General features: G+C 66.5%; 19 protein-coding genes. 3 read left to right on the top strand and 16 right to left on the bottom strand.

The window, feature by feature from the left end; translation table 11 throughout:
• Nucleotides 1–116 precede the first annotated feature (116 nt).
• The 12 genes from pnp to lnt form a co-directional block, all read right to left on the bottom strand.
• Nucleotides 117–2270, bottom strand: coding sequence for a polyribonucleotide nucleotidyltransferase (pnp, locus tag DK847_RS16410; protein WP_111199614.1), 2154 nt, complete (start codon nt 2268–2270; stop codon nt 117–119).
• Between the two features lie 165 nt (nt 2271–2435).
• Entirely contained in the window at nt 2436–2705 is a 270-nt protein-coding gene (gene rpsO / locus DK847_RS16405) for a 30S ribosomal protein S15 (protein ID WP_111199613.1), read from the bottom strand.
• Between the two features lie 25 nt (nt 2706–2730).
• A complete protein-coding gene (gene truB, locus DK847_RS16400) occupies nt 2731–3648 on the bottom strand; it encodes a tRNA pseudouridine(55) synthase TruB (RefSeq protein ID WP_111199612.1) in 918 nt (305 codons plus the stop codon).
• 109 nt (nt 3649–3757) lie between these two features.
• Nucleotides 3758–4141, bottom strand: a complete 384-nt coding sequence (gene rbfA / locus DK847_RS16395; protein ID WP_111199611.1) for a 30S ribosome-binding factor RbfA — start codon at nt 4139–4141, stop codon at nt 3758–3760.
• A gap of 10 nt (nt 4142–4151) precedes the next feature.
• Nucleotides 4152–6773, bottom strand: a complete 2622-nt coding sequence (gene infB / locus DK847_RS16390) for a translation initiation factor IF-2 (protein ID WP_111199610.1) — start codon at nt 6771–6773, stop codon at nt 4152–4154.
• Complete coding sequence (locus DK847_RS16385) at nt 6766–7359, bottom strand: RNA-binding protein (protein ID WP_111199609.1); 594 nt, start codon at nt 7357–7359, stop codon at nt 6766–6768. Before DK847_RS16385 ends, infB begins: the two co-directional genes overlap by 8 nt.
• Nucleotides 7360–7406: 47 nt before the next feature.
• A complete protein-coding gene (gene nusA / locus DK847_RS16380) occupies nt 7407–9008 on the bottom strand; it encodes a transcription termination factor NusA (RefSeq protein WP_111199608.1) in 1602 nt (533 codons plus the stop codon).
• Nucleotides 9001–9609: a ribosome maturation factor RimP gene (rimP, locus tag DK847_RS16375; protein ID WP_111199607.1), complete on the bottom strand. Its 609-nt coding sequence runs from the start codon at nt 9607–9609 to the stop codon at nt 9001–9003. Before rimP ends, nusA begins: the two co-directional genes overlap by 8 nt.
• A gap of 377 nt (nt 9610–9986) precedes the next feature.
• Entirely contained in the window at nt 9987–10643 is a 657-nt protein-coding gene (trmB, locus tag DK847_RS16370; RefSeq protein WP_111199606.1) for a tRNA (guanosine(46)-N7)-methyltransferase TrmB, read from the bottom strand.
• Nucleotides 10640–11836 carry a methionine adenosyltransferase gene (gene metK / locus DK847_RS16365; RefSeq protein WP_111199605.1) on the bottom strand — a complete coding sequence of 399 codons (1197 nt, stop codon included), beginning with the start codon at nt 11834–11836 and terminating at the stop codon, nt 10640–10642. The genes trmB and metK overlap by 4 nt, the downstream gene beginning before the upstream one ends.
• Before the next feature lie 96 nt (nt 11837–11932).
• Nucleotides 11933–12334 carry a helix-turn-helix domain-containing protein gene (locus tag DK847_RS16360; RefSeq protein WP_111199604.1) on the bottom strand — a complete coding sequence of 134 codons (402 nt, stop codon included), beginning with the start codon at nt 12332–12334 and terminating at the stop codon, nt 11933–11935.
• A 179-nt stretch (nt 12335–12513) separates the two neighbouring features.
• Nucleotides 12514–14070, bottom strand: coding sequence for an apolipoprotein N-acyltransferase (gene lnt / locus DK847_RS16355; RefSeq protein ID WP_161957326.1), 1557 nt, complete (start codon nt 14068–14070; stop codon nt 12514–12516).
• Nucleotides 14071–14157: 87 nt separating this feature from the next.
• On the opposite strand from lnt, the gene DK847_RS16350 reads away from it, so the two are divergent.
• Both DK847_RS16350 and DK847_RS16345 read left to right on the top strand, forming a co-directional pair.
• A complete protein-coding gene (locus tag DK847_RS16350; protein ID WP_204508362.1) occupies nt 14158–14958 on the top strand; it encodes a maleate cis-trans isomerase family protein in 801 nt (266 codons plus the stop codon).
• A complete protein-coding gene (locus DK847_RS16345; RefSeq protein WP_204508360.1) occupies nt 14958–15551 on the top strand; it encodes a DUF1989 domain-containing protein in 594 nt (197 codons plus the stop codon). Before DK847_RS16350 ends, DK847_RS16345 begins: the two co-directional genes overlap by 1 nt.
• On the opposite strand, the gene DK847_RS16340 is transcribed toward DK847_RS16345, so the two are convergent.
• Nucleotides 15552–16040 (bottom strand): peroxiredoxin, encoded by a 489-nt coding sequence (locus DK847_RS16340; RefSeq protein WP_111199601.1) that lies wholly within the window; start codon nt 16038–16040, stop codon nt 15552–15554.
• 27 nt (nt 16041–16067) lie between these two features.
• Entirely contained in the window at nt 16068–16826 is a 759-nt protein-coding gene (locus DK847_RS16335) for a protein-disulfide reductase DsbD domain-containing protein (protein WP_111199600.1), read from the bottom strand.
• A gap of 80 nt (nt 16827–16906) precedes the next feature.
• On the opposite strand from DK847_RS16335, the gene DK847_RS16330 reads away from it, so the two are divergent.
• Nucleotides 16907–17569 (top strand): YqgE/AlgH family protein, encoded by a 663-nt coding sequence (locus tag DK847_RS16330; protein ID WP_111199599.1) that lies wholly within the window; start codon nt 16907–16909, stop codon nt 17567–17569.
• A gap of 3 nt (nt 17570–17572) precedes the next feature.
• Here DK847_RS16330 and DK847_RS16325 read toward each other — a convergent pair whose 3' ends face one another.
• The gene (locus DK847_RS16325) at nt 17573–20974 is read right to left on the bottom strand and encodes a putative bifunctional diguanylate cyclase/phosphodiesterase (protein ID WP_161957325.1); all 3402 of its coding nucleotides are present in this window, start codon (nt 20972–20974) and stop codon (nt 17573–17575) included.
• 64 nt (nt 20975–21038) lie between these two features.
• The gene (locus tag DK847_RS16320) at nt 21039–21614 is read right to left on the bottom strand and encodes a GNAT family N-acetyltransferase (RefSeq protein WP_111199597.1); all 576 of its coding nucleotides are present in this window, start codon (nt 21612–21614) and stop codon (nt 21039–21041) included.
• Nucleotides 21615–21619 lie beyond the last annotated feature (5 nt).

Here is a 21619-nt window from a genome sequence, read left to right as displayed (position 1 = left end):
CGCGCCAGTCATTCTGACACCTTCGCGCGCACATTGGTCAACGGAAAACGAGCCCTGAAACGCGAAGGGCGCGGACCCTGCGGTCCGCGCCCTCGAACTCAAACCGATGAGGCCGATTACTCGCCCTGCGGGGCCTCTTCGCCACCCTCGGCGGCCTGCTTCTTGGAGATGTCCTCGCCGGTCACCTGGTCGACCTGCTTCATCGACAGGCGCACCTTGCCGCGGTTGTCGAAGCCGAGGAGCTTCACCTTCACGGTGTCGCCCTCGTTGACGACGTCGGACACCTTGTTGACGCGCTTCGAGGCGAGCTCGGAGACGTGAACGAGGCCATCGCGCGAACCGAAGAAGTTCACGAAGGCGCCGAAGTCGACGACCTTGACGACCTTGCCGTCATAGATCTCGCCCACTTCCGGCTCCATGACGATGCCCTTGATCCACTTGACGGCGGCGTCGATCGCCGTGCCCGAGGACGACGCGACCTTGACGGTGCCGTCGTCCTGGATGTCGATCTTGGCGCCGGTCTTCTCCACGATCTCGCGGATGACCTTGCCGCCGGTGCCGATCACTTCGCGGATCTTGTCGGTGGGGATCTTCAGCGTCTCGATGCGCGGGGCATGCTCGCCCAGCGAGGCGCGGGCGCCGGTGAGGGCCTCCGCCATCTTGCCCAGGATGTGCATGCGGCCGTCCTTGGCCTGCCACAGCGCGACCTTCATGATCTCCTCGGTGATGCCGGTGATCTTGATGTCCATCTGGAGGGACGTGATGCCTTCGGCAGTGCCCGCGACCTTGAAGTCCATGTCGCCCAAGTGGTCCTCGTCACCGAGGATGTCGGAGAGCACCGCATAGCGCTCGCCTTCCTTGATGAGGCCCATGGCGATGCCGGCGCAGGGCGCCTTCAGCGGCACGCCGGCGTCCATCAGCGACAGCGAGGCGCCGCAGACCGAGGCCATGGAGGAGGAGCCGTTCGACTCGGTGATCTCCGAGACGACGCGGATCGTGTAGGGGAACTGGTCGGTGGGCGGCAGCAGCGGGTGGATGGCGCGCCAGGCCAGCTTGCCGTGGCCGATCTCGCGGCGGCCCGTGGCGCCCATGCGGCCCGTTTCACCAACCGAGAAGGGCGGGAAGTTGTAGTGCAGCATGAAGGTGCCCTTGGAGGTACCGTCGAGCGAGTCGATGTACTGCTCGTCCTCGCCGGTGCCCAGCGTCGTGACCACGAGGGCCTGCGTCTCACCGCGGGTGAACAGCGCCGAGCCATGGGTGCGCGGCAGCACGCTCGCTTCCGCGACGATCTGGCGGACCGTCTTCGTGTCGCGGCCGTCGATGCGGTGGCCGGTGTCGAGGATGTTGTTGCGGACAACGTCCTTCTCGAGGTGCTTGAAGGCCTCGCCGATCTTGTTGGCGGGCGGCGCATCGGGGAGGTCGTCACCGGTCAGCGCGGCCATGACCTTGTCCTTGGCCTTGGCGACGGCTTCCTGGCGGTCTTCCTTCTTGGCGATCGAATAGGCCGCACGCACGTCGGCCTCGGCGATCTCCTTGACGCGGTTGTAGAGCGCCTCTTCATCCGGCGGCGTGAAGTCGCGCGGTTCGCGCGAAGAACGTTCGGCGAGGCGGATGATCGCCTCGATCACCGGCTGGAAGCCGCGGTGGCCGAAGGTGACGGCGCCGAGCATGATCTCTTCCGAGAGTTCCTTGGCTTCCGACTCGACCATCAGCACCGCGTCCTGCGTGCCCGCGACCACGAGGTCGAGGGAGGACAGCTTCTGCTGCTCGATCGTCGGGTTCAGCACATATTCGCCGTTGATGTAGCCGACGCGCGCCGCACCGATCGGGCCCATGAAGGGAATGCCGGACAGCGTGAGGGCGGCCGAGGAGGCGACCATGGCGAGAATGTCGGTGTCGTTCTCGAGGTCATAGGAGAGAACGGTGGCAATGACCTGCGTCTCGTTCCTGAAGCCCGGAACGAAGAGCGGGCGGATCGGGCGGTCGATCAGGCGGGAGATGAGAGTCTCGCGCTCTGTCGGACGACCTTCGCGCTTGAAATAACCGCCCGGGATCTTGCCGGCGGCATAGGTCTTTTCCTGGTAGTTGACGGTGAGCGGGAAGAAGTCGATCCCCGGCTTCGCCGAACGCTCGGCAACGGCGGTGGCGAGAACGGTGGTCTCACCGAGGGAGGCGACAACGGCGCCATCGGCCTGACGGGCCACGCGGCCGGTTTCGAGGCGGAGCGTCTGCCCGCCCCACTGGATTTCTTCGACGTCGATATTGAACATGTGGATCTTCCTTTGTGCCCTTCGCCGCCGCTTGAAAGACGTGCACCACCACTGTGGACGGCATCCCCTTTGGGCCGAGAGCCCGGCCCCATTGCCGGACTCTTGAGATGGGGACGCGGGCGGCTACTCGGTGATCCGCCCGCTCGATCGTATTGCGAGGTCCGCTTAGCGGCGGATCTCGAGACGCTTGATCAGCGTCTGGTAACGCGCATCGTCGATGCGCTTCAGGTAATCGAGAAGCGAACGGCGCTTGCTGACCATCGTCAGGAGACCACGGCGGGAGTGATTGTCCTTCTTGTGGGTCTTGAAGTGGTCGGTGAGGTAGTTGATGCGTTCCGTGAGGATCGCAACCTGGACTTCGGGCGAACCGGTGTCACCCGGCTTCGTGGCGAATTCCTTCACGAGCGCAACCTTGCGCTCTGCAGTCATGGTCATCGGTCATCTCCAATACATTGGATGGTTACAGGTTGAACAAACGCTTCGGCTTGAGCGATCCCTGCTCGATGGTTCCAAGTCCGACCGGCTTGCCGCCGCTCATCACCAGAACCGAATCTTCCGCGATGGGAGCATTCGCGCCTCTGAGCAGGACGGATTGTCCGAGCTTCAGGCGTCGGGCCTGCTCTTCGTCGATGGCCAGTGCCGGGATGCCGTCCAGCACGGTCTCGATGGGGAGCAGAACCCCTTTGTTGGCGTCTCCGCCGGGGGCCTTATGGCCGAGTTCCGCTAGGTTTTCCAGCGAAATCATGTGGGCTTCGGTGAACGGGCCGACCGCCACCCGCCGCAGCATCGAGACGTGCGCGGCAGTGCCCAGCGCCCGGCCCATGTCACGGGCCAGCGAGCGGATATAGGTGCCCTTCCCGCAGGTCACCTCGAAGGTGGCGTGGTCAGGGTCAGGGATATCCACCAGGGTCAGGGCCTCGATCAGGACCGGCCGTTCGGCCAGTTCCACGGCTTCGCCGGCCCGGGCAAGGTCATAGGCCCGCTCGCCATCGACCTTGATGGCGGAGAAGGCCGGGGGCGCCTGCATGATCTCGCCGGTGAAACGGGGCAGGATGGATTCTATTTCTGATTGTGATGGCCGACGATCCGAGGTGCCGGTCACCTCACCCTCGAGGTCGTCCGTCGTCCGCTCCTCGCCGAAAGCGACGGTGAAGCGATAGACCTTGCGGCCATCCATGGCGTGGGAGACGGTCTTGGTCGCCTCGCCCAGCGCGATGGGGAGAAGGCCCGAGGCCAGCGGGTCCAGCGTGCCGCCATGGCCCGCCTTCTCGGCATTGAACAGCCAGCGGATCTTGCCCACCGCCTGGGTGGAGGTCATGCCGTAAGGCTTGTCGAGGATGACCCAGCCGTGGACCGGGGTGCGCTTGGTCTTGGCCATGATTTCTCCGCCCTCAATGCCGTCATCCCGGCGAAAGCCGGGACCCAGCTTCCTTGGGGCCGCCAAAGCTGGGCCCCGGCTTTCGCCGGGGTGACGGGCTGAGGGAGTGCTACTTCTTCTCCAGATCCCGCTGCACTTCCGGGCTGCGGAGGATCTCGTCGATGTGGTTGGCGTAATCCAGCGCCGTGTCGACCCGGTAGCGGATCTCCGGCGTGAACTTCATCTCGAGCTTCGGCGCCACGAGGCCGCGGATGTAGCGCCGGTTGCGGTTCAGCGCCTCGAGCAGCGCCTTCTCCTTGCCGGGCACCAGGGTGCGCACGAAGGCGGTGGCGATCTTGAGGTCGGGCGAGATCTGCACCTCGACGACGGTCGGGTTCAGCCGCTCGAGATCGGGGTCACCCGATTCTCCGCGCAGGAAGATGTCCGCCAGCGCGTGGCGGATCAGCTCGCCGGCGCGCAGCTGGCGTTGGGAGGGGGCGCTGCCCTTGCTCATCTCTCAGACCTCAATCCAGCGTGCGCTGGACCTTTTCCACGCGGAAGCATTCGATGACGTCGCCGGCGCGGATGTCCTGGTAGTTCTCGAAGGCCATGCCGCATTCCTGGCCGACCGGCACTTCCTTGACCTCGTCCTTGAAGCGCTTGAGGGTCGAGAGCGTGCCTTCGTGGATGACCACGTTGTCGCGGATGAGGCGCACCTTGGCGCCGCGCTGGACATTGCCTTCGGTGACCTGGCAACCGGCGACCTTGCCGACCTTGGTGATGTTGAAGACCTCGAGGATCTTGGCATTGCCGAGGAAGGTTTCGCGCAGTTCGGGCGCCAGCTTGCCGGCCATGGCCTGCTTGATGTCGTCCACCAGGTCGTAAATGATGTTGTAGTAGCGGATCTCGATCCCCGCCCGCTCGGCCGCATCGCGCGCCTGCGAAGACGCACGGACGTTGAAGCCCAGCACCACCGCCTTGGAGGCTTCGGCAAGCCCGATGTCGGACTCGTTGATGCCGCCCACGGCGTAGTGGATGACGCGCGCCTTGATCTCGGCGTTGCCGATCTTCTCGAGCGCCTGGACGATTGCCTCGGCAGAGCCCTGCACGTCGGCCTTGACGAGGATCGGGAACTCGGTGGCGCCCTCCTTGATGGCCGACATCATCTGCTCGAGCGAAGAACGCGCCGACGCCGCACCGCGGGTCTCGCGGCGCTTGCGCTCACGGTATTCGGTGACCTCGCGCGCACGCGCCTCGTTCGGCACGACGTCGAACTGGTCGCCCGCTTCCGGAGCCGAGTTGAGGCCCAGCACCTCGACCGGGGTCGAGGGCGAGGCTTCCTTGACCTGAACACCCTTGTCGTTGACGAGGGCGCGCACGCGGCCCCAGGCGGAGCCGGCGACGAAGATGTCACCGAGCTTCAGCGTGCCGCGCTGCACGAGCACGGTGGCAACCGGGCCACGGCCCTTGTCGAGCTGCGCTTCGACCACCATGCCGCCGGCCTCGCGGTCCGGGTTGGCCTTGAGGTCGAGCACTTCCGACTGCAGCAGGATCACGTCGAGCAGCTTGTCGAGGTTGGTGCCCTTGAGCGCCGACACCTCGACTTCGAGGGTGTCGCCGCCCATGCTTTCGACCACGATCTCGTATTTGAGGAGCTCGTTCCTGACGCGCACCGGGTTGGCGGCGGGCTTGTCGATCTTGTTGATCGCCACGATGATCGGCACATCGGCCGCACGGGCGTGGTTGATGGCCTCGACCGTCTGCGGCATGACGCCGTCATCGGCGGCAACCACGAGCACGACGATGTCCGTCGCCTTCGCACCGCGGGCACGCATCGAGGTGAAGGCCTCGTGGCCCGGCGTGTCGATGAAGGTGACGATGCCATTGGGCGTCTCGACCTGGTAGGCGCCGATATGCTGGGTGATGCCGCCCGCTTCGCCCGAGACCACATTGGTCTTGCGCAGCGCATCGAGCAGCGAGGTCTTGCCGTGGTCGACGTGGCCCATGATGGTGACCACCGGCGGGCGGGCCTTGAGCTGCTCCGGCGCATCGGTGTCGCCCGACAGGCCTTCGACGACGTCCGACTCGGACACGCGCTTGACCTTGTGGCCCATTTCCTCGGCGACGAGCTGGGCGGTGTCGGCATCGATCACGTCGTTGATCGTATGCATCTCGCCCTGCTTCATCAGGAACTTGATGATGTCCACCGCGCGCTCGGCCATGCGGTTGGCGAGCTCCTGGATGGTGATCGCCTCCGGGATGGTGACCTCGCGGCTCACCTTCTCGGTGGGCATCTGGAAGCCCTGGGTCTGCTTCTTCAGGCGTTCGGTGCGGCGGCGGAAGGCCGCGACCGAGCGGTTGCGCTCGTCGTCCTCGTTCAGCGCGTTGCCGACCGAGAGGCGGCCGCGGCGCTTGTCGGCCTCGCCCACCTTGGTCGGGCGCGCCGGAACCGGTGCCTTGATCTCGCGCTTGATCGGGCCGCCGAAGGTGCGGCGCGGGGCCTCCTCCTCGTCATGCGTGCGCTTGACGGGGGCGGGCATCGCCTTGCCGGTCACGGGCTTCGTCGGCGCCGTCGCGGGCGTCACGATATTGTTCTGCGCCGACTTCGGCGCCAGCTTCTTGGCGGCCTCGTCGGCCTTGCGGCGGGCCTCTTCCTCGGCGCGGTGACGGGCGTCGTCCTCGGCCTTGCGCCGGGCGGCGGCCTCGCGCTCGATGGCGTCACGGGCTTCCTGTTCGGCGCGGCGCTTGGCGTCTTCTTCCTGGCGCTTGCGGTCTTCCGCCTCGCGCACGCGGGCGCCGGCAAGCGCCCGGTCGCGCGCCTCCTTCTCCTCGGCGGTGAGCGTGCGCAGCACGACGCCGGAGCGCTGGGTGGGCTGCGGCTTGGGGGCCGCGGGGGTCTGGGTGTTGGACGGCGGCGAGGGCGTCACGGGGGTGACGCGCGGGGCTGCCTTGGGCTCCAGCGGGGTCGCGGGCTTGTCGTCGCCGAAGCGCTTGCGCTTGGTTTCGACCACCACGGTCTTGGAGCGGCCTGCGCCGAAGCTCTGCTTGACCTTGCTCTGCTCGATCGAAGGCCGCTTGAGGGTCAGCGTTCCCCCAGCCGGGCGGTTGACCTCGGGCTTGCGGTCTTTGTCGTTGTTATCAGTCATCTTTTCTCTTCAGGTCCTCGGCTGGGCCGCTCACAAGGCCCTCAAACATCTCGATCCGGCGCACGGCAGCGGAGAGCTTTTCGGCAAGCCCTCCCTTCGCCACGGCAGCATGTACCACATTTGGACGGCCAAAAGCCAAATCCAATTCATCGATTTCGAAAAGAACGATCTTTTCGACGACCCCCGGCTGGGCGAGCTTGTCCAGCTTGCGGCAACCGTCCGGCTTGGCATCGGTTCCATGAAACAGCAGCCGCGCCCGGCCCCGCCCCAGCATCTCCTCAACCTTCATGAAGCCCGACACGGCCTCACCCGCCTTCTTGGCGAGCGAGAGCAGCGACAAGGCCTGCTGGCGGAGGAGTTTCGAGACGATAGCGGGCAGATCGGGCGGGATTGTGGTCTCCGCCTGAAAGCCCCTGGCGAACAGCTTCCTGGCAATGGCCTGGTCCAGCAGCTTGCGGTCCAGGCTCACCCAGACGCCGCGGCCCGGCAGCTTGCGGGCAAGGTCGGGCACCACCACGCCGTCCGGGCTGCGGACGAAGCGGACCAGCTCCGCCTCGTCCTTGACCTCGCGGGTGACGATGCACATGCGGTCCGCCAAGGGCAGGTCCGCCTCCTCGCTCAGTTGGGCTGCGCTCAGGCTTCCACCTCGCCCTCTTCCTCGGTGGCCTCGGGCTCGACCGGGGCCTCGATCCAGCCCGCATGGATGCGCGCCTTCATGATCAGGTCATTGGCCTCTTCGGCACTCACCTCGAGGTCGGTGAAGGCACCCTTGTGCTTCACCGCACCGCCGGCCTTGCGCTCGGTCCAGCCGATCAGCTCGTCGGTGTCGCAGCCGGCGAGGTCCTCGACCGACTTGAGGCCGGCCTCGCCCAGGGCAACCAGCATGGCAGGGGTCAGGCCGTCGATCTCCTTCAGCTCGTCCAGCACACCCAGTTCGACGCGGCGGGCGTCGAGCTCGGCGGCCTGGCGGTCCAGGAACTCGCGGGCGCGGTTCTGCAGCTCCTCGGCAGTCGAGTCGTCGAGGCCCTCGATGGAGGCCACCTCGCGGGCATCCACATAGGCCACTTCCTCGACGGTGGCGAAGCCTTCGGAGGCGAGCAGCTGGGCCAGCGTCTCGTCGACGTCGAGGGCCGAGACGAAGAGCTCGGTCCTGGCGGCGAATTCCTTCTGGCGGCGCTCGGACTCCTCGGCTTCCGTCATGATGTCGATGTCCCAGCCGGTGAGCTGCGAGGCGAGCCTGACGTTCTGGCCGCGGCGGCCGATGGCGAGCGACAGCTGCTCGTCCGGCACCACCACCTCGATGCGCTCGGATTCCTCATCGAGCACGACCTTGGAGACTTCGGCAGGCGCCAGCGCGTTCACCACGAAGGAAGCGACGTCCTGCGTCCACTGGATGATGTCGATCTTCTCGCCCTGGAGCTCGTTGACGACGGCCTGGACGCGGCTGCCGCGCATGCCGACGCAGGCGCCGACCGGGTCGATCGAACCATCCTTGGAACGCACCGCGATCTTGGCGCGGCTGCCCGGGTCACGGGCCACCGAAACGACCTCGACCACGCCGTCATAGATTTCCGGCACTTCCTGGCCGAACAGGCGGGCCATGAATTCAGGGTGCGTGCGCGACAGGAAGATCTGGGGCCCACGCTGCTCGCGGCGCACGTCGTAGACATAGGCGCGCACGCGGTCGCCGGGGCGGAAGGTTTCGCGCGGCAGCGACTCGTCGCGGCGGATGATGCCCTCGCCACGGCCGAGGTCGACGATGACATTGCCATATTCCACGCGCTTCACGGCGCCATGGACGATCTCGCCGATCCGGTCCTTGTATTCGGCATACATCCGGTCGCGCTCGGCATCGCGCACCTTCTGCACGATCACCTGCTTGGCGTTCTGCGCCGCGATGCGGCCGAACTCGATGGGCGGCAGGCTCTCGGCGATCTGGTCGCCGATGTTGGCGGCCGGGTTCCTCCGCTGGGCATCGGCGAGGCTGATCTGGGTGGCCTCGTTCTCGACCTCCTCGACGACGAGGAGCAGACGCTGCAGCCGGGTCTCGCCGCTGCGCGGGTCGATCTCGGCGACGATCTCGTTCTCCGCACCATAGCGCGCCTTGGCGGCCTTGGTGATCGCCTCTTCCATTGCATGCAGCACGACCGACTTGTCGATCGACTTCTCGCGCGCCACGGCGTCCGCGATCTGCAGCAGCTCAAGGCGGTTAGCGCTCACGCCATAATCAGCCATTGTCGTCTTCGCTCCCTTTCTGCGAAATCTGGTCTTCGTCGATCTCGGCGCCGTCGCCATAGCCCTTTGGCAGGCGCGCCTTGGCGGCCTCGATCAGCGCGTCGGTCAGAACTAGCTTGGCATCGGAAATGTCGGCGAAGGGCACACCGATGAGGACGGGCTCCTTCGTGGCACCTTCCGGGTTCTCGATGAACAGGCGCACCTCGCCCTCGTGGAAGCCCTCGAGGGTTCCCTTGAAGCGCTTGCGGCCGGCGACCGGCACCGCCATGTCGACCTTCACCTCATGGCCTGCCCAGGACTCGAAATCCGACGGGCGCACCAGCGGCCGGTCGATGCCGGGCGAAGACACCTCGAGATGGTAGCGCGACGACACCACGTCCTCGACGTCGAGGATGGGCGACATCGCCCGGCTCACCGCCTCGCAGTCGTCGATGGTGAAGGTGCCGTCAGGCCGCTCCGCCATGATCTGCAGCGTGGGGCCGCTCATCTTCACCCGCACGAGCCTGAAGCCCATGTCGGCGAGCACGGGCTCGGCCAGGGCCGCCACCCGCTGCGCGGGGCCCGTCTCGCGGGCCAGTCTGGTTTCCGTTTCGGTCGTCATCGAAAGCCCTTTCAGGCAATAAAAAAAGCGGGCCCCGGGACCGGGACCCACTCTCGATCTCCACTTTCGTGGCTATGTGAGTGAACCTAAGTTGGGGCGGATATAGTCTTTTCCGGGCCCGTCCGCAAGTGGTTGCGGTTTCCCCCTTGCCCCCGCCAGCGCCCCCCACCCCTGCCCCTCCCCACGAGGGGGAGGGGGACTCGTGCTGGAGTGTCCGTGCCTGTGTCCCTCCCCCCTACCCTGTGGGAGGGTAGGGGCAGGGGTCATGCGGTGTGCAGCTTTAATCGACTTCGTAACGATTGCTTTTTGGCTTCTGTGAGCTCCCCACTATCCCCCTACACGCTTATACAGACGGCCATCCAAGGCCGTCCCAGAGCCTAGTCCTTCCGGAACCTCAGATAAGCCGATCCCCGCCCTTCGCGCCGGGCCTTGGCCTCGTAGCGTGTCTCGATCCAGTTCTCGTAAGGCTCTGACGGATCGCCCTCCTCCGCGAAGCCGCCGTGTTCGGCCACGTGCTCCCGCGTCCAGGCCACATAGTCCTCGATGTCGCTGGCGAAGAGGAACAGGCCCCCGGGCTTCAGGATGCGGTGGAAATGGGCGAGGTTCTCCGGGCTCACGAAGCGGCGCTTGTTGTGCCGCGCCTTGGGCCAGGGGTCGGGATAAAGCAGGTAGATGCGCTCGAAGCTCGCTGCGGGCAGCGCCTCGAGCAGCGGGCGCGCATCGGCGTCGTGGATCCGCACATTGGCGAGGTTCTTCTCCTCCACCAGCGCCAGCATCTTGGCCACCCCGTTGACGAAGGGCTCGGCGCCGATGAATGACACATCGGGATGAAGCTCCGCCTGGTGCGCCAGATGCTCGCCACCGCCGAAGCCGATCTCCAGCCAGCGCTGCCCGCCCATGCCGGACAAGGGATCCGCGAGCCCCACCCGGAGGTGCGGCAGCAACTGGTCCATCAGCTCGGAATGATGACGGCGCAAGGATTTCCCCTTGCGCCGCCCGTAGAACTGGAACCGCTTTTCGCTGGGCTCGCTCACTTCACCGCGGCTTTGAGCGCCTTCACGAGGTCGGTCTTCTCCCAGGAGAAGCCGCCGTCCTTCTCGGGCGCGCGGCCGAAATGGCCATAGGCCGCCGTGCGCGCGTAGATCGGGCGGTTGAGATTCAAATGCGTGCGGATGCCGCGGGGCGAAAGGTCCATGACCTTGGTGAGCGCCTTTTCGATCTTGGCCTCCGGCACCTTGCCGGTGCCATGGGTGTCGACATAGACCGAGAGGGGCTGCGCCACGCCGATGGCATAGGACAGCTGGATGGTGCAGCGCTTGGCAAGGCCCGCCGCCACCACGTTCTTGGCGAGGTAGCGCGCCGCATAGGCTGCCGAGCGGTCGACCTTGGTCGGGTCCTTGCCGGAGAAGGCGCCGCCGCCATGCGGGGCAGCACCACCGTAGGTGTCGACGATGATCTTGCGGCCGGTGAGGCCTGAATCACCGTCGGGACCACCGATGAAGAACTTGCCGGTGGGGTTGACGTGCCAGACGGTGTCCTTGGTGATCCAGCCCTTGGGCAGGGCCTTCTGCACATAGGGCTTCACGATCTTCAGGACCTGCGCGGAGGTCAGGCTTTCGTCCGTATGCTGATGAGACACCACGATCTGCGAGGCCGCGACGGGCTTGCCGTTCTTGTAGACGACCGAGACCTGGCTCTTGGCGTCCGGGCCCAAATGCTTTTCCTTGCCGGAATGGCGGGCATCGGCGAGGAGCTTCAGGATCTTGTGGGAGTAGTAGAGCGGCGCCGGCATGAGTTCCGGTGTTTCGTCGCAGGCATAGCCGAACATGATGCCCTGGTCGCCCGCACCCTCTTCCTTCTTCTCGCCGGCGGCATCGACACCCTGCGCGATGTCAGCCGACTGGCTGTGGAGGAGGATGACGACCTTGGCATCCTGGTGATGGAAGCCGGACTGCTCGTAGCCGATGTCCTTGATGGCCTTCCTCGCCGCGGCCTCGATCTTGGCCTTGGTGACGGACGCGGGACCGCGGGTTTCACCCGCGATCACCACGTAGTTGGTCGTCGCCAGCGTTTCGCAAGCCACACGCACTGCCCACGGATCGAAACCCTGCTCCAGCGATTCGCGGTAGAACAGGTCGACGATCTCGTCAGAAATCCGGTCGCAAACCTTGTCCGGGTGGCCTTCGGAGACCGACTCGCTGGTGAACACGTAATTCTTGCGTGACATGTGATTCTCAGGACCCCCTTGCCTCAAGCCGCGGGCTTTTTGACAGCGTTGTGAACGCTGGTCAAGGCGACCCGGGCTAAGGGGTGACCGTCAATGTCACTCTTTGGTTTCGGCGATCACGCGGGCGATGGTGGAGATCAGCTTCCGCTTGTTGACGCTGTCGGCGTCGCGGAAAGCCTTGGCCAGCGTCACGCCCTCGACATTCATCAGGGCGGAGAGCACTGCATCCTCCTCGCGGGCTTCGCCCATTCCGCCGTGTTCCTCCACGCCCGGCAGTTCCTCGAAGAAGAACTGGACCGGAACGCCAAGGATCTTGGCGGTGAAGTACAGGCGGCTCGCGCTGATGCGGTTGGCGCCCTTCTCGTACTTCTGGACCTGCTGGAAGGTGATGCCGAGCAACTCGCCCAGCTTCTCCTGGCTCATGCCGATGAGCTGGCGGCGCATGCGGATGCGGCTGCCCACATGTACGTCTACAAAGTTCGGATCACGTCGTGTCATTTTATCCTCAGACCTGATGCCCCCCGGTCTGATGCCCGGCACTGCTACAAAGTTGTCCGTCATGACTTTGCCTGCAATTTCCTAAGCCCTTTCCCGCTTAATATACATAATCTCAACGCGCAATTGGTTTTCCCCCAAAACCGTGCCGCGCGATGCAATTTTTGTCCTTTGGCGCCAGTTTATCCCCTTGAGGTAGATTTTCCCGCCAGATACGCACACCCAAGGACGGCTGTGGCGAGCAGAACCAACCAAAAGTCGCCCCACCGGCCATAAGGAGTGGGCGAAAGCGCCACCGGAAGGGGAGAATCGACCACCCCCTTCTCCATGAGGGGCAACATCCTGAGCGTGCGGCCGTAGGGGTCGATCACCGCCGATATCCCGGTGTTGGCGGCGCGGATCATCGGCAGCCCCTGCTCGATCGTCCGCAGCCGCGCCTGGGCGAGGTGCTGCCAGGGGCCTGTCGAGCGGCCGAACCAGCCGTCATTGGTGACGTTCACGATCACCTGCGGCCGCTCGGCATCATCCACCAGCCGCTGCGGGAAAATCGCCTCGTAGCAGATGGTGAGGGCGGCCCGCAGCCCGCCGGGAAGGGTGATCGTGCGGGGCCCGGGGCCGGGCACGAAGCTTCCCGGCGTCTGCACAACCTTGCGGAAGCCCAGCGGCTCCAGCAGCCACGCCAGGGGCAGGAACTCGCCGCCCGGTACCAGGCGCCACTTGTCGTAGCGGGCCACCGGCTCGGCCCGGCCATCGAAGACAATGATGCTGTTGTGGGCATCGGGGTCCTCGCCCTCGCCCTTGCGGTCCAGCCGCACCGCGCCGGTGAGGAGCACCGTGCGCCCGCCGAGCAGCGGCGCCAGCTCCGCTCGGGCGACCGGACTTTCATCGATCAGGAAGGGCACCGCCGATTCGGGCCAGACCACATGGCTGATGCCGCCGATGCCCTCCGGCCGCTCCGCCGTCGGCAGGGCAGAAAGCTGCTCCAGATCGTCGAGGATCTGGCGGGCATTGTCCTCCCGCCATGTCTCGTCCTGCGGCAGGTTGGGCTGCACGATGCGGATGGCAACGCCCGGCACCATGTCGTCACGCGCCGTGCGGAGCCGCGCATCGCCCCATATCCACACCGCCGGCAGGGAGAGCAGGATCACCGCCGCGGCCACCCGCGACGCCCTGCTGCCGCCTTGCAGGAAGACCAGCGGCAGCGAGGCCCAGAGGATGACGAGCAGCGACAGCCCCGTCATGCCGATCACCGCTGCCGCCTGCGCCACGCCGCCCATGCCGTCGACCAGCAGGCCGGGCGCGGCCCAGGGAAATCCCGTCAACAGGTGCCCGCGCAGCCATTCCGCGCCGGCCAGCACGGCCGAGAAGGTGAGAGCGAGCTGCAGGCCGTTGCCGCCGAAGCGCCGCGCCAGCAGCGCGGCAAGGCCCCAGTAGATGGCCATGCCGCCGGCGAGAATGCCCAGCATGAAGGGCATCATCCACAGATAGGTGTCCGCCTGCACGAGGAAGGCAAAGCCGATCCAGTGGAAGGCCACCGCGAAGTAGCCGAGCCCGAAGGCCCAGCCGAGCCCGAAGCCATCGCGCCAGCCCTTGCGCGGCCCGCTGGCGAGCAGCATCAGGAACAGCGGGAAGCCCAGGAAGGCCAGCGGCCACCAGCCGAGCGGCGGCAGGCCGATGGCGATGATGGCGCCGGCCAGCACCGACAGCGCGCCACGCGCCGCCGGAGGCAGGCTGGCCATGCGTTGGAACAATCGAATCATGCGGCAGGAACTATAGGAGTGGGCTCGCTTCTCTGATAGGAATCGTCACGTTTCGGGAGAACGCCCATGAACGACAGGACACCTGCCGCCACCGGCGGCATGACGCTCATCGAGCACCTGCCCTTCGACACCGATGAGGGCATCGCCAGCCGGGCCCGCATCGGGCTGATGGTTCTCGCCACCGACTTCACCATCGAGCATGAATGGCGCGCAATCATGGCGGGCCTCGACGGGGTTGCCCTCTATGAGAGCCGCATCCTCAACGATGCCCAGATCACGCCGGAAACGCTGCGCGCCATGGAGCCGAGGATTGCGGCCGCCACCGACGTGATCCTGCCCGGAAGCCCGCTCGACGTCGTCGCCTATGGCTGCACCTCGGCCTCGATGGCGATCGGCGAGGAACAGGTCTTCGCCCGCATCCGCGAGGTGCGCCCTCATGCCAGGTGCACCACCCCCATCACCGCCGCCTTCGCCGCCTTCCGCGCGCTGAAGGCCCGGCGCATCGGCGTGCTCACGCCCTATCGCGCCGACGTCAACCGCATCGTGGCCGAATACATCGCTGCCCGCGGCTTCGAGGTGCCGGTCTTCGGCTCCTTCAACGAGCAGGATGACGGCATCGTTGCACGCATCACGCCGGCCTCGATCAAGCGCGGCGTAGAGACGATCCTGTCGCATGCAGCGGTCGACGCGGTCTTCGTCTCCTGCACCTCGGTGCGGCTGGCCGAAGCTGCGCGCGGGATCGAGGCCGAGACGGGGGTTCCCATCACCTCATCGAACCATGCCATGGCTTGGCATGCGCTGCGGCTTGCGGGCGTCGACGACGTGATGCCGCAATGGGGCAGGCTGTTCGAGGCGCAGATCGCGTGATGCAGGAATTGCACCGCGAGATGATCCCGGCCCGCGCGCCGTGGAGCCGCGTCATCAACAAGGGCGAGACGCTGCGCATCATCGACACCCATGGCCAGCAGGCCGTCGACTTCCTGTGCTACAACGCCCATGACTTCGACGAGCGCTACCATGAGCCCAACACCATCAAGAAGGCCGGGCATATCCTGCTGAGCGTCGGCGACGTGCTCTATTCCGACCGCGCCAATCCGCTCTTCACCATTACCGCCGACACCTTCGGCGGGCATGACACGATCGGCGGCTGCTGCTCGGAACCCTCGAACCGCATGCTCTATGGCGTTCCCAACACGGGCTGCCGCGAGAACTTCCTCGCGGCACTGAAGCCGCATGGGCTGGGCTGGCGCGACATCGTGCCCAACGTCAACTGGTTCATGACCGTGCCGGTGGGCGCAGCGGGTGACGCGGCCATCGCATTGGGCTCATCGAAGCCGGGCGATCATGTCGACATCCGCGCCGAGATGGATGTGCTGGCCGTCATCTCGAACTGCCCGCAGGTGCTGAACCCCTGCAACAACTTCGATCCGACGGCCATCGAGGTGGTGGTCTTCGGCTGATCAGCCCTTGAGCTGCTGCATGATGGTCTCGGCGCCCGAGACGTTGACGCCCCTCTCGGTCTCGATGTTGAGCGTCTTCACCACGCCGTTTTCCACGATCATCGAATAGCGCCTGGAGCGGAGCCCCATGCCGGCCACCGCGAGGTCGAGATCGAGGCCCGCCGCCTTGGCGAATTCTGCATTGCCATCGGCCAGCATCATGATCTTGCCCTCGGAGCCGGTGTCCTTGCTCCAGGCCTTCATCACGTGGATGTCGTTCACCGCAGTGCAGGCGATGGTGTCGACCCCCTGTGCCTTGATGTCGTCATGGGCGAGCAGGAAGCCCGGGAGGTGGTTCATGCTGCAGGTCGGCGTGAAGGCACCGGGCAGGCCGAACAGCACCACCTTGCGGCCGCTGAACAGGACGTCTGTCAACATCTTCTGCGGGCCTTCGGCGGTGGTCACGGTGAACTCGACGTTGGGCAGCTTGTCGCCAGGCTGGATGGTCATCTGCAGTGTCCTTGTTGGGGGTGTGGTTCAGGGCAGCATGAGGGTCTGCTCATGACCCTTGCCGCCGGTGAGATAGGTGATGGTGAGCGCCTGGCCCTTCAGCTTCGAGGCGTCGCCCAGGCTGCCGATGGGCAGCAGCGCCTGCCGCCCGTCATCGGAAAACACGGGCGCACGGAAATAGGCGGAGGTGGTGCTTTCGACGAAAATGTCCTCCGGCCTTTCCTTCAGTGTCAGTTGCAGCGCGGGCTTGCCATCACGCGTGACGACCTCCGCCGCGGTGACGGCATCGCCCGGGGTGGGAAGGGCTGCCCTCGCCGTGTCTACGCGCAGGCTGCCCAGAGGATCACGCGCACTGGTGCCGAGGCTCACGCTGGCCGAGGCCTGGGCCGGGATGCAGATGTCCTTGCACACGCCGAAGAACAGATCGAGCTTGAGGTCGATATCGCCCGGCTTGTCCGGCGTCACGGTGACGGGGAACAGCACCTCCCGGTCATAGCCCACCGCTTCGCCGCTCTTGTCGGCATGGCGGGCGGGGGTGGGATAGCCGACCTCGATCCGGGCGGGTTGCGAGGGGGTCCAGGTGAAATCCGGCGGCACGCCCGAATCGCCGGGCATGCGCCAGTAGGTCTTCCAGCCGGGGGCGAGTTCGACCAGGACCCCGGTGTGCCAGGACGTGCCGTCGAAGCCATCGCCGATCAGCGAGACGCGGTAGGGCTTCTCGTCTGCGCGCGCGGCGAAGGCGGCAAGGACGAGGCACAGCAAGCCGGCGAGGAGGCGGTTCCACATGAGCGCCTATATGAAAGAAAATCCGGCCGCGGCCAATCACCTTCGCGTCAGACCGGCCAGGGCGGAACCCGGCCTGCGGCATGGCGCTTGTGTGCCCTGCAAGTGGTTCCCCTCGGGAAGCCGCTGCGCTAGTCTTGAAGGACAGCGAGGGAAACGGCATGACCAAGGGTCCCTATCTCGACGGGCAATTGCTGATCGCCATGCCGGGCATGAGCGATCCACGCTTCGACCGCAGCGTCATCTACATGTGCGCCCACTCCGAACAGGGCGCCATGGGCATCATCATCAACAAGACCACGCCCATGATGTCCTTCGGCGAGCTGCTGTCGCAGCTCGACCTGGCGGAGGAGGATGCCCTGTCGCCGCCGGACCAGCTGATGCAGATGCCGGTGCTGTTCGGCGGGCCGGTGGAACAGGGGCGCGGCTTCGTGCTGCACACCAGCGACTATTTCACCGAGGATTCGAGCCTGCCGGTGTCGGAGAACATCGCGCTCACCGCAACCGTGGACATCCTGCGCGCCATGGCAAGGGGCGAAGGGCCGGAACGCGCCGTGCTGGCGCTCGGCTATGCCGGCTGGGCGCCCGGCCAGCTCGAGAACGAGATCCAGCACAATGGCTGGCTCACCTGCCAGGCCGACGAGGAACTGCTGTTCGGCCTCGATTTCGACGCGCGCTACCTTGCGGCCCTGCGCAAGCTGAAGATCGACCCCGCCATGCTGTCGAGCGATTCAGGCCACGCCTGAGCACTAGGCTTCGCCTTCGCCGGGCAGGGAAACCTGGCGCTGCCGCCTGCGCCGCCGCCGTGCGGCAGGCGGAGGCGGATCCGCCGGCACGGGTTCGGCGGCAGGCTCCGGCGTAGGGCGGTCGGCAGGCGCCTCCGGCGTGGCATCCTCCGCAGGTGCGATGACCTCCACGACCTCCAGGGCAACCTCCACGGCAGCGGGCGCTGCGGCAGCCTCCTCGAGGGCGGGGGGAGGCGCATCGAAATCGACCATCGGCCGGGCGTCCCCGGGTGGTGGCAGGGTTTCGGGCAAAGTCGGCGGCGCTGCATCCGGCCTTGGCACCGGGTCGGGTTCCATGCGGCGGCGCGGATAGGGGCGGGCCGGCCGCTTTTCGGGCTCGGGGCGCTGCACGTCCTTCGCTGTCACGCGCCGCAATGCAGGCTCGGGCGGCGGGTCCTTGATGGCACGCTCCCACAGCCAGGTGATGGCGGTGCGCCCCGAGGTGTGGGCATAGGGCAGGCCCGCCAGCGCATCGTTGACCTGCTTCGATGACATCGGCTTGCCGATGAAATAGCCCTGGCCATAGTCGCAGCCGAGTTCGCCGAGCCTGTCCACCTGGTCCTGGTTCTCGATGCCTTCCGCCACGATGGCGAGGCCCAGCTCATGGCCCATGGCGATGATCGACTGCAGGATCACCACGGCGCGATGGTCCTGCGCCTCGGAGGAAATGAAGCTGCGGTCCACCTTCAGCGTGTCGAAGGGCAGCTTGCGCAGGCTCGACAGCGAGGAATAGCCGGTGCCGAAATCGTCGCAGGACAGGCCCACACCGAGTTCGCGGAAGCGCTCGAGGATTTGTGCGGCGCGCTCCGGATATTCCATGACGAGCGATTCCGTCACCTCGATCTTGAAGCTGCCGCGCAGCAGGCCCTCGCGGCTGATGATCTGCTTCACGTCGTCGAGCAGGCTCGGCTCGATCAGCTGGGCCGACGAAATGTTGACGGCGACAAAGGCCGGCTCCGCCGAGCGGTAGGCGCGCTGCCAGATGCCGAGCTGGCGGCCCGCCTCGTTCAGCACCACGCGGCCGATGTCGCGGATCATGCCCGTCTCCTCGGCAAGCCCGAGGAAGCTTTCGGGGGCGAGAAGGCCCATCGAGGGATGGCGCCAGCGCACCAGCGCCTCGAAGCCGGCGAGGTGCATGTCGGCGAGCCGCGCGATGGGCTGGTAATGCACCTCGATCTCGTTGCGCTCGATGGCACGGCGCATCTCGGCTTCGAGCACCACCAGTTCGGCCCGGTCATCGACCATCGAGGGGTTGAACAGCTCCACCGCGCCCGTGCCCTTGCGGCGCGCCTCGTAGAGCGCCACGGCGGCATCCTTCAGCAGCTTGTCGGCATCCTGCACCTCGGGACGGTACTGCGCCACGCCGATCGAGGCCGAGAGGAAATATTCCTGGTCCTCGAACTTGACGGGCCGCCCCACGGTGCCGAGCAGCGCCTGGGCGAAGGCGTCGACGCCGCGCCCGCCCGGCACCTCGTGATAAAGGATGGCGAACTGGTCGCCCGGCAGGCGGGCCACCGTGTCCACCGCCTCCGCCTCGGCCTTGAGGCGGCGGCCGATGATCGAGAGCAGCGCATCGCCCGCCTCGTGGCCCATCGCATCATTGACGATCTTGAAGCGGTCGAGGTCGACGAGCAGCACGAACAGCGCCGTCGCCGCGCCGGGCTCAAGCCCGTCGATCGCCCGCTGCAGGCGGTCGGTGAACAGCGCGCGGTTGGGAAGGCCCGTCACCATGTCGTAGACGGCGTCCTTCAGCAGGCGCTCCTCCGCGATCTTGGCGCTGGTGACATCGGTGATGGTGCCGATGCAGCGCGCCGCGCGATAGCCGTTGCCGCCAGTGATGGACCGGGCGCGCAATTCGAACCAGCGGTAACTGCCATCGCCATGGCGGAGGCGGAACTTGCGCTCGATCGGGCTTCTGCCGTCGGCTTCGGCCTCGGCGATGGTGGCGAGATAGGCGGAACGGTCTGCCGGGTGCATGAGCTCGAGGAAGGCCTCGCCCGCCGCGTCCTCGAAGGCGTTGGGCGGCTGGGCCAGCGCCCGCGCGATTTCCGGGCTGAGGAAAAGCTCGCCCTCTTCCGGCTGCCAGTCCCACACGAAGGCGCGTGCGCCGGCCAGCGCCAGCGCATGGCGGCCCGCCTCGCGGAAGAAGTGGCGCGACAGGTAGCCCTGGGCAAAGGCATGATGCGCCAGCACGAAGCCCAGCAGCACGAGAAGCATGGCGAGCCCGATCACCACCACGTTGGCGATCGACGAGCCGGGCTCGCTGAACAGCGCCGCAAGTGCCGCGAGCATGGTCCACAACAGCACCGCGGTCCAGCTCAGCACCGCCGTTTCCGCCTTCACCTCGCCACGGTACCAGAGATAGATGATGAGGCCGAAGCCGCCCAATGCGGTGGCCGCAAAGACGAGGCGCGCCAGCGCGGTGGCGAGCAGCGGCTCGGCCACCCCATAGATGGGAATGGCGAAGGCGAGACAGGCGGCGATGAGCAGCAGGTTGGCCGCCATGCGCGACATGCGGCCGAGATCCGCCAGCATGGCGAGAAGCAGCAGCAGGAAGCCCGCCATCAACCCCTCGACCACGGCGCGCAGCACCTGCAGCGTGAAGCCCGTCATGCCGGACTGCGCCGTCAGCACCGTGAGGTGGCCCGCCTCCAGCAGCATGAAGCCGATCGATGCAAGCGCGAAGCCGCCTGCCACCGGAAACAGGGCCCGCGCCCGGAAGCCATAGAGCAGCAGCATGGCCAGCGCGATCAGCACCGAGATGCCCAGCAGCGCGCCACGGAAGAAGGAGGTGAAGTCCTTGTGCGCGTCATAGGCCGCGCGCTGCCACAGGGTGACGGGAAGTGGGCCACCCGTCACCTCGAAGGCCACCGACGCCGTGCCGCCGGGCGGCAGCGTCAGGAGATAGGCATTCTCCCCCGGCACCGGCGGCAGGCTGCTGAGCTGGCCGCTGCCCGCAAGCGCCGTGCCATAAACCCGCGGCCCCACCAGCCGCGGCGGATAGAAGCCCGACCCGGTGAAGCCCTGGTGCGGCACGGCGAGTATGACCGAGACGGGTTGGTCGGAACGGTTGGCGAAGGCGGCAGCCACCCAGTTGTAGAGCGGCCCCGGTCCCTTGGCCGTCAGCGTCATCTGGCCATCGGGGCCAAGGCCGCCATCCGGCCGCTGGATGGTGATCTCGCGCTCGGGCGTCTGCAGTCCGGCAAGGAAGCTGGCGAGGTCCTGTTGCGCGATCGGCCGCGACACCTCGACGATGTCCACGGCATGGCCGGGCCGCGCCAGCCCCAGTGCGGCAGCCAGCAGCAGGACGACGAACAGCAGATTGCTGGCCGGGAAGCTTCCCGCCCTGTGTCCACCCCACCTCATCCGGTCACCTAAGCTGGCCCGCGCCCTCATGACAAGGGACGTTACACCATAGGGTTACCGAGCGTCAGTCTGAAAGCCGTGCAAAAAGAAGATGATCGCGCCATTCCCCGGCGATCTTGAGATAGCCCCGCGCCAGCCCCTCCTGGGCGAAGCCCGTCTTGCGCAGGAGGCCTATGGAGGGCGTGTTCTGCGGCAGGCAGGCGGCCTCCACACGGTGGAGCCCCAGATGGCGGAAGGCAAAGTCGCACATCAGCCGCACGGCGGACGTCATGTAGCCCTTGCGGGCGTGGGGTTCGCCGATCCAGTAGCCCAGGGTTCCCGTCTGCGCCACGCCGCGCCGGACGTTGGAGAGGGTGAGCGCCCCCACCAGCGTTTCGCCATCCTCGGTGAAGATGAAATAGGGGTAGGCGAGGTCCTCGTCGATGTCGCGCCAGTATTGGCGGATGCGGCTCCGGAAGGCGGTGCGGGTGAGGTCATTGGCGGGCCAGACCGGCTCCCACGGGGTGAGGAAGTGGCGGCTCTCGGCGCGCAGCGTGGACCACTGGTCATAATCCCCCATGTCCGGCACCCGGATCAGCGCGCGGCCATCCCTCAGGGAGGGCGGTGGATCGCCGGCAAAGGGTGAGCGCAGGAAAGCCATGTCAC

Origin of the sequence: Aestuariivirga litoralis (genome assembly GCF_003234965.1) — a bacterium.
GTDB classification, from domain to species: Bacteria; Pseudomonadota; Alphaproteobacteria; order Rhizobiales; family Aestuariivirgaceae; genus Aestuariivirga; species Aestuariivirga litoralis.
Note: the sequence above shows the minus strand (reverse complement) of the source record. Positions and strands in the feature narration are given on the sequence as shown.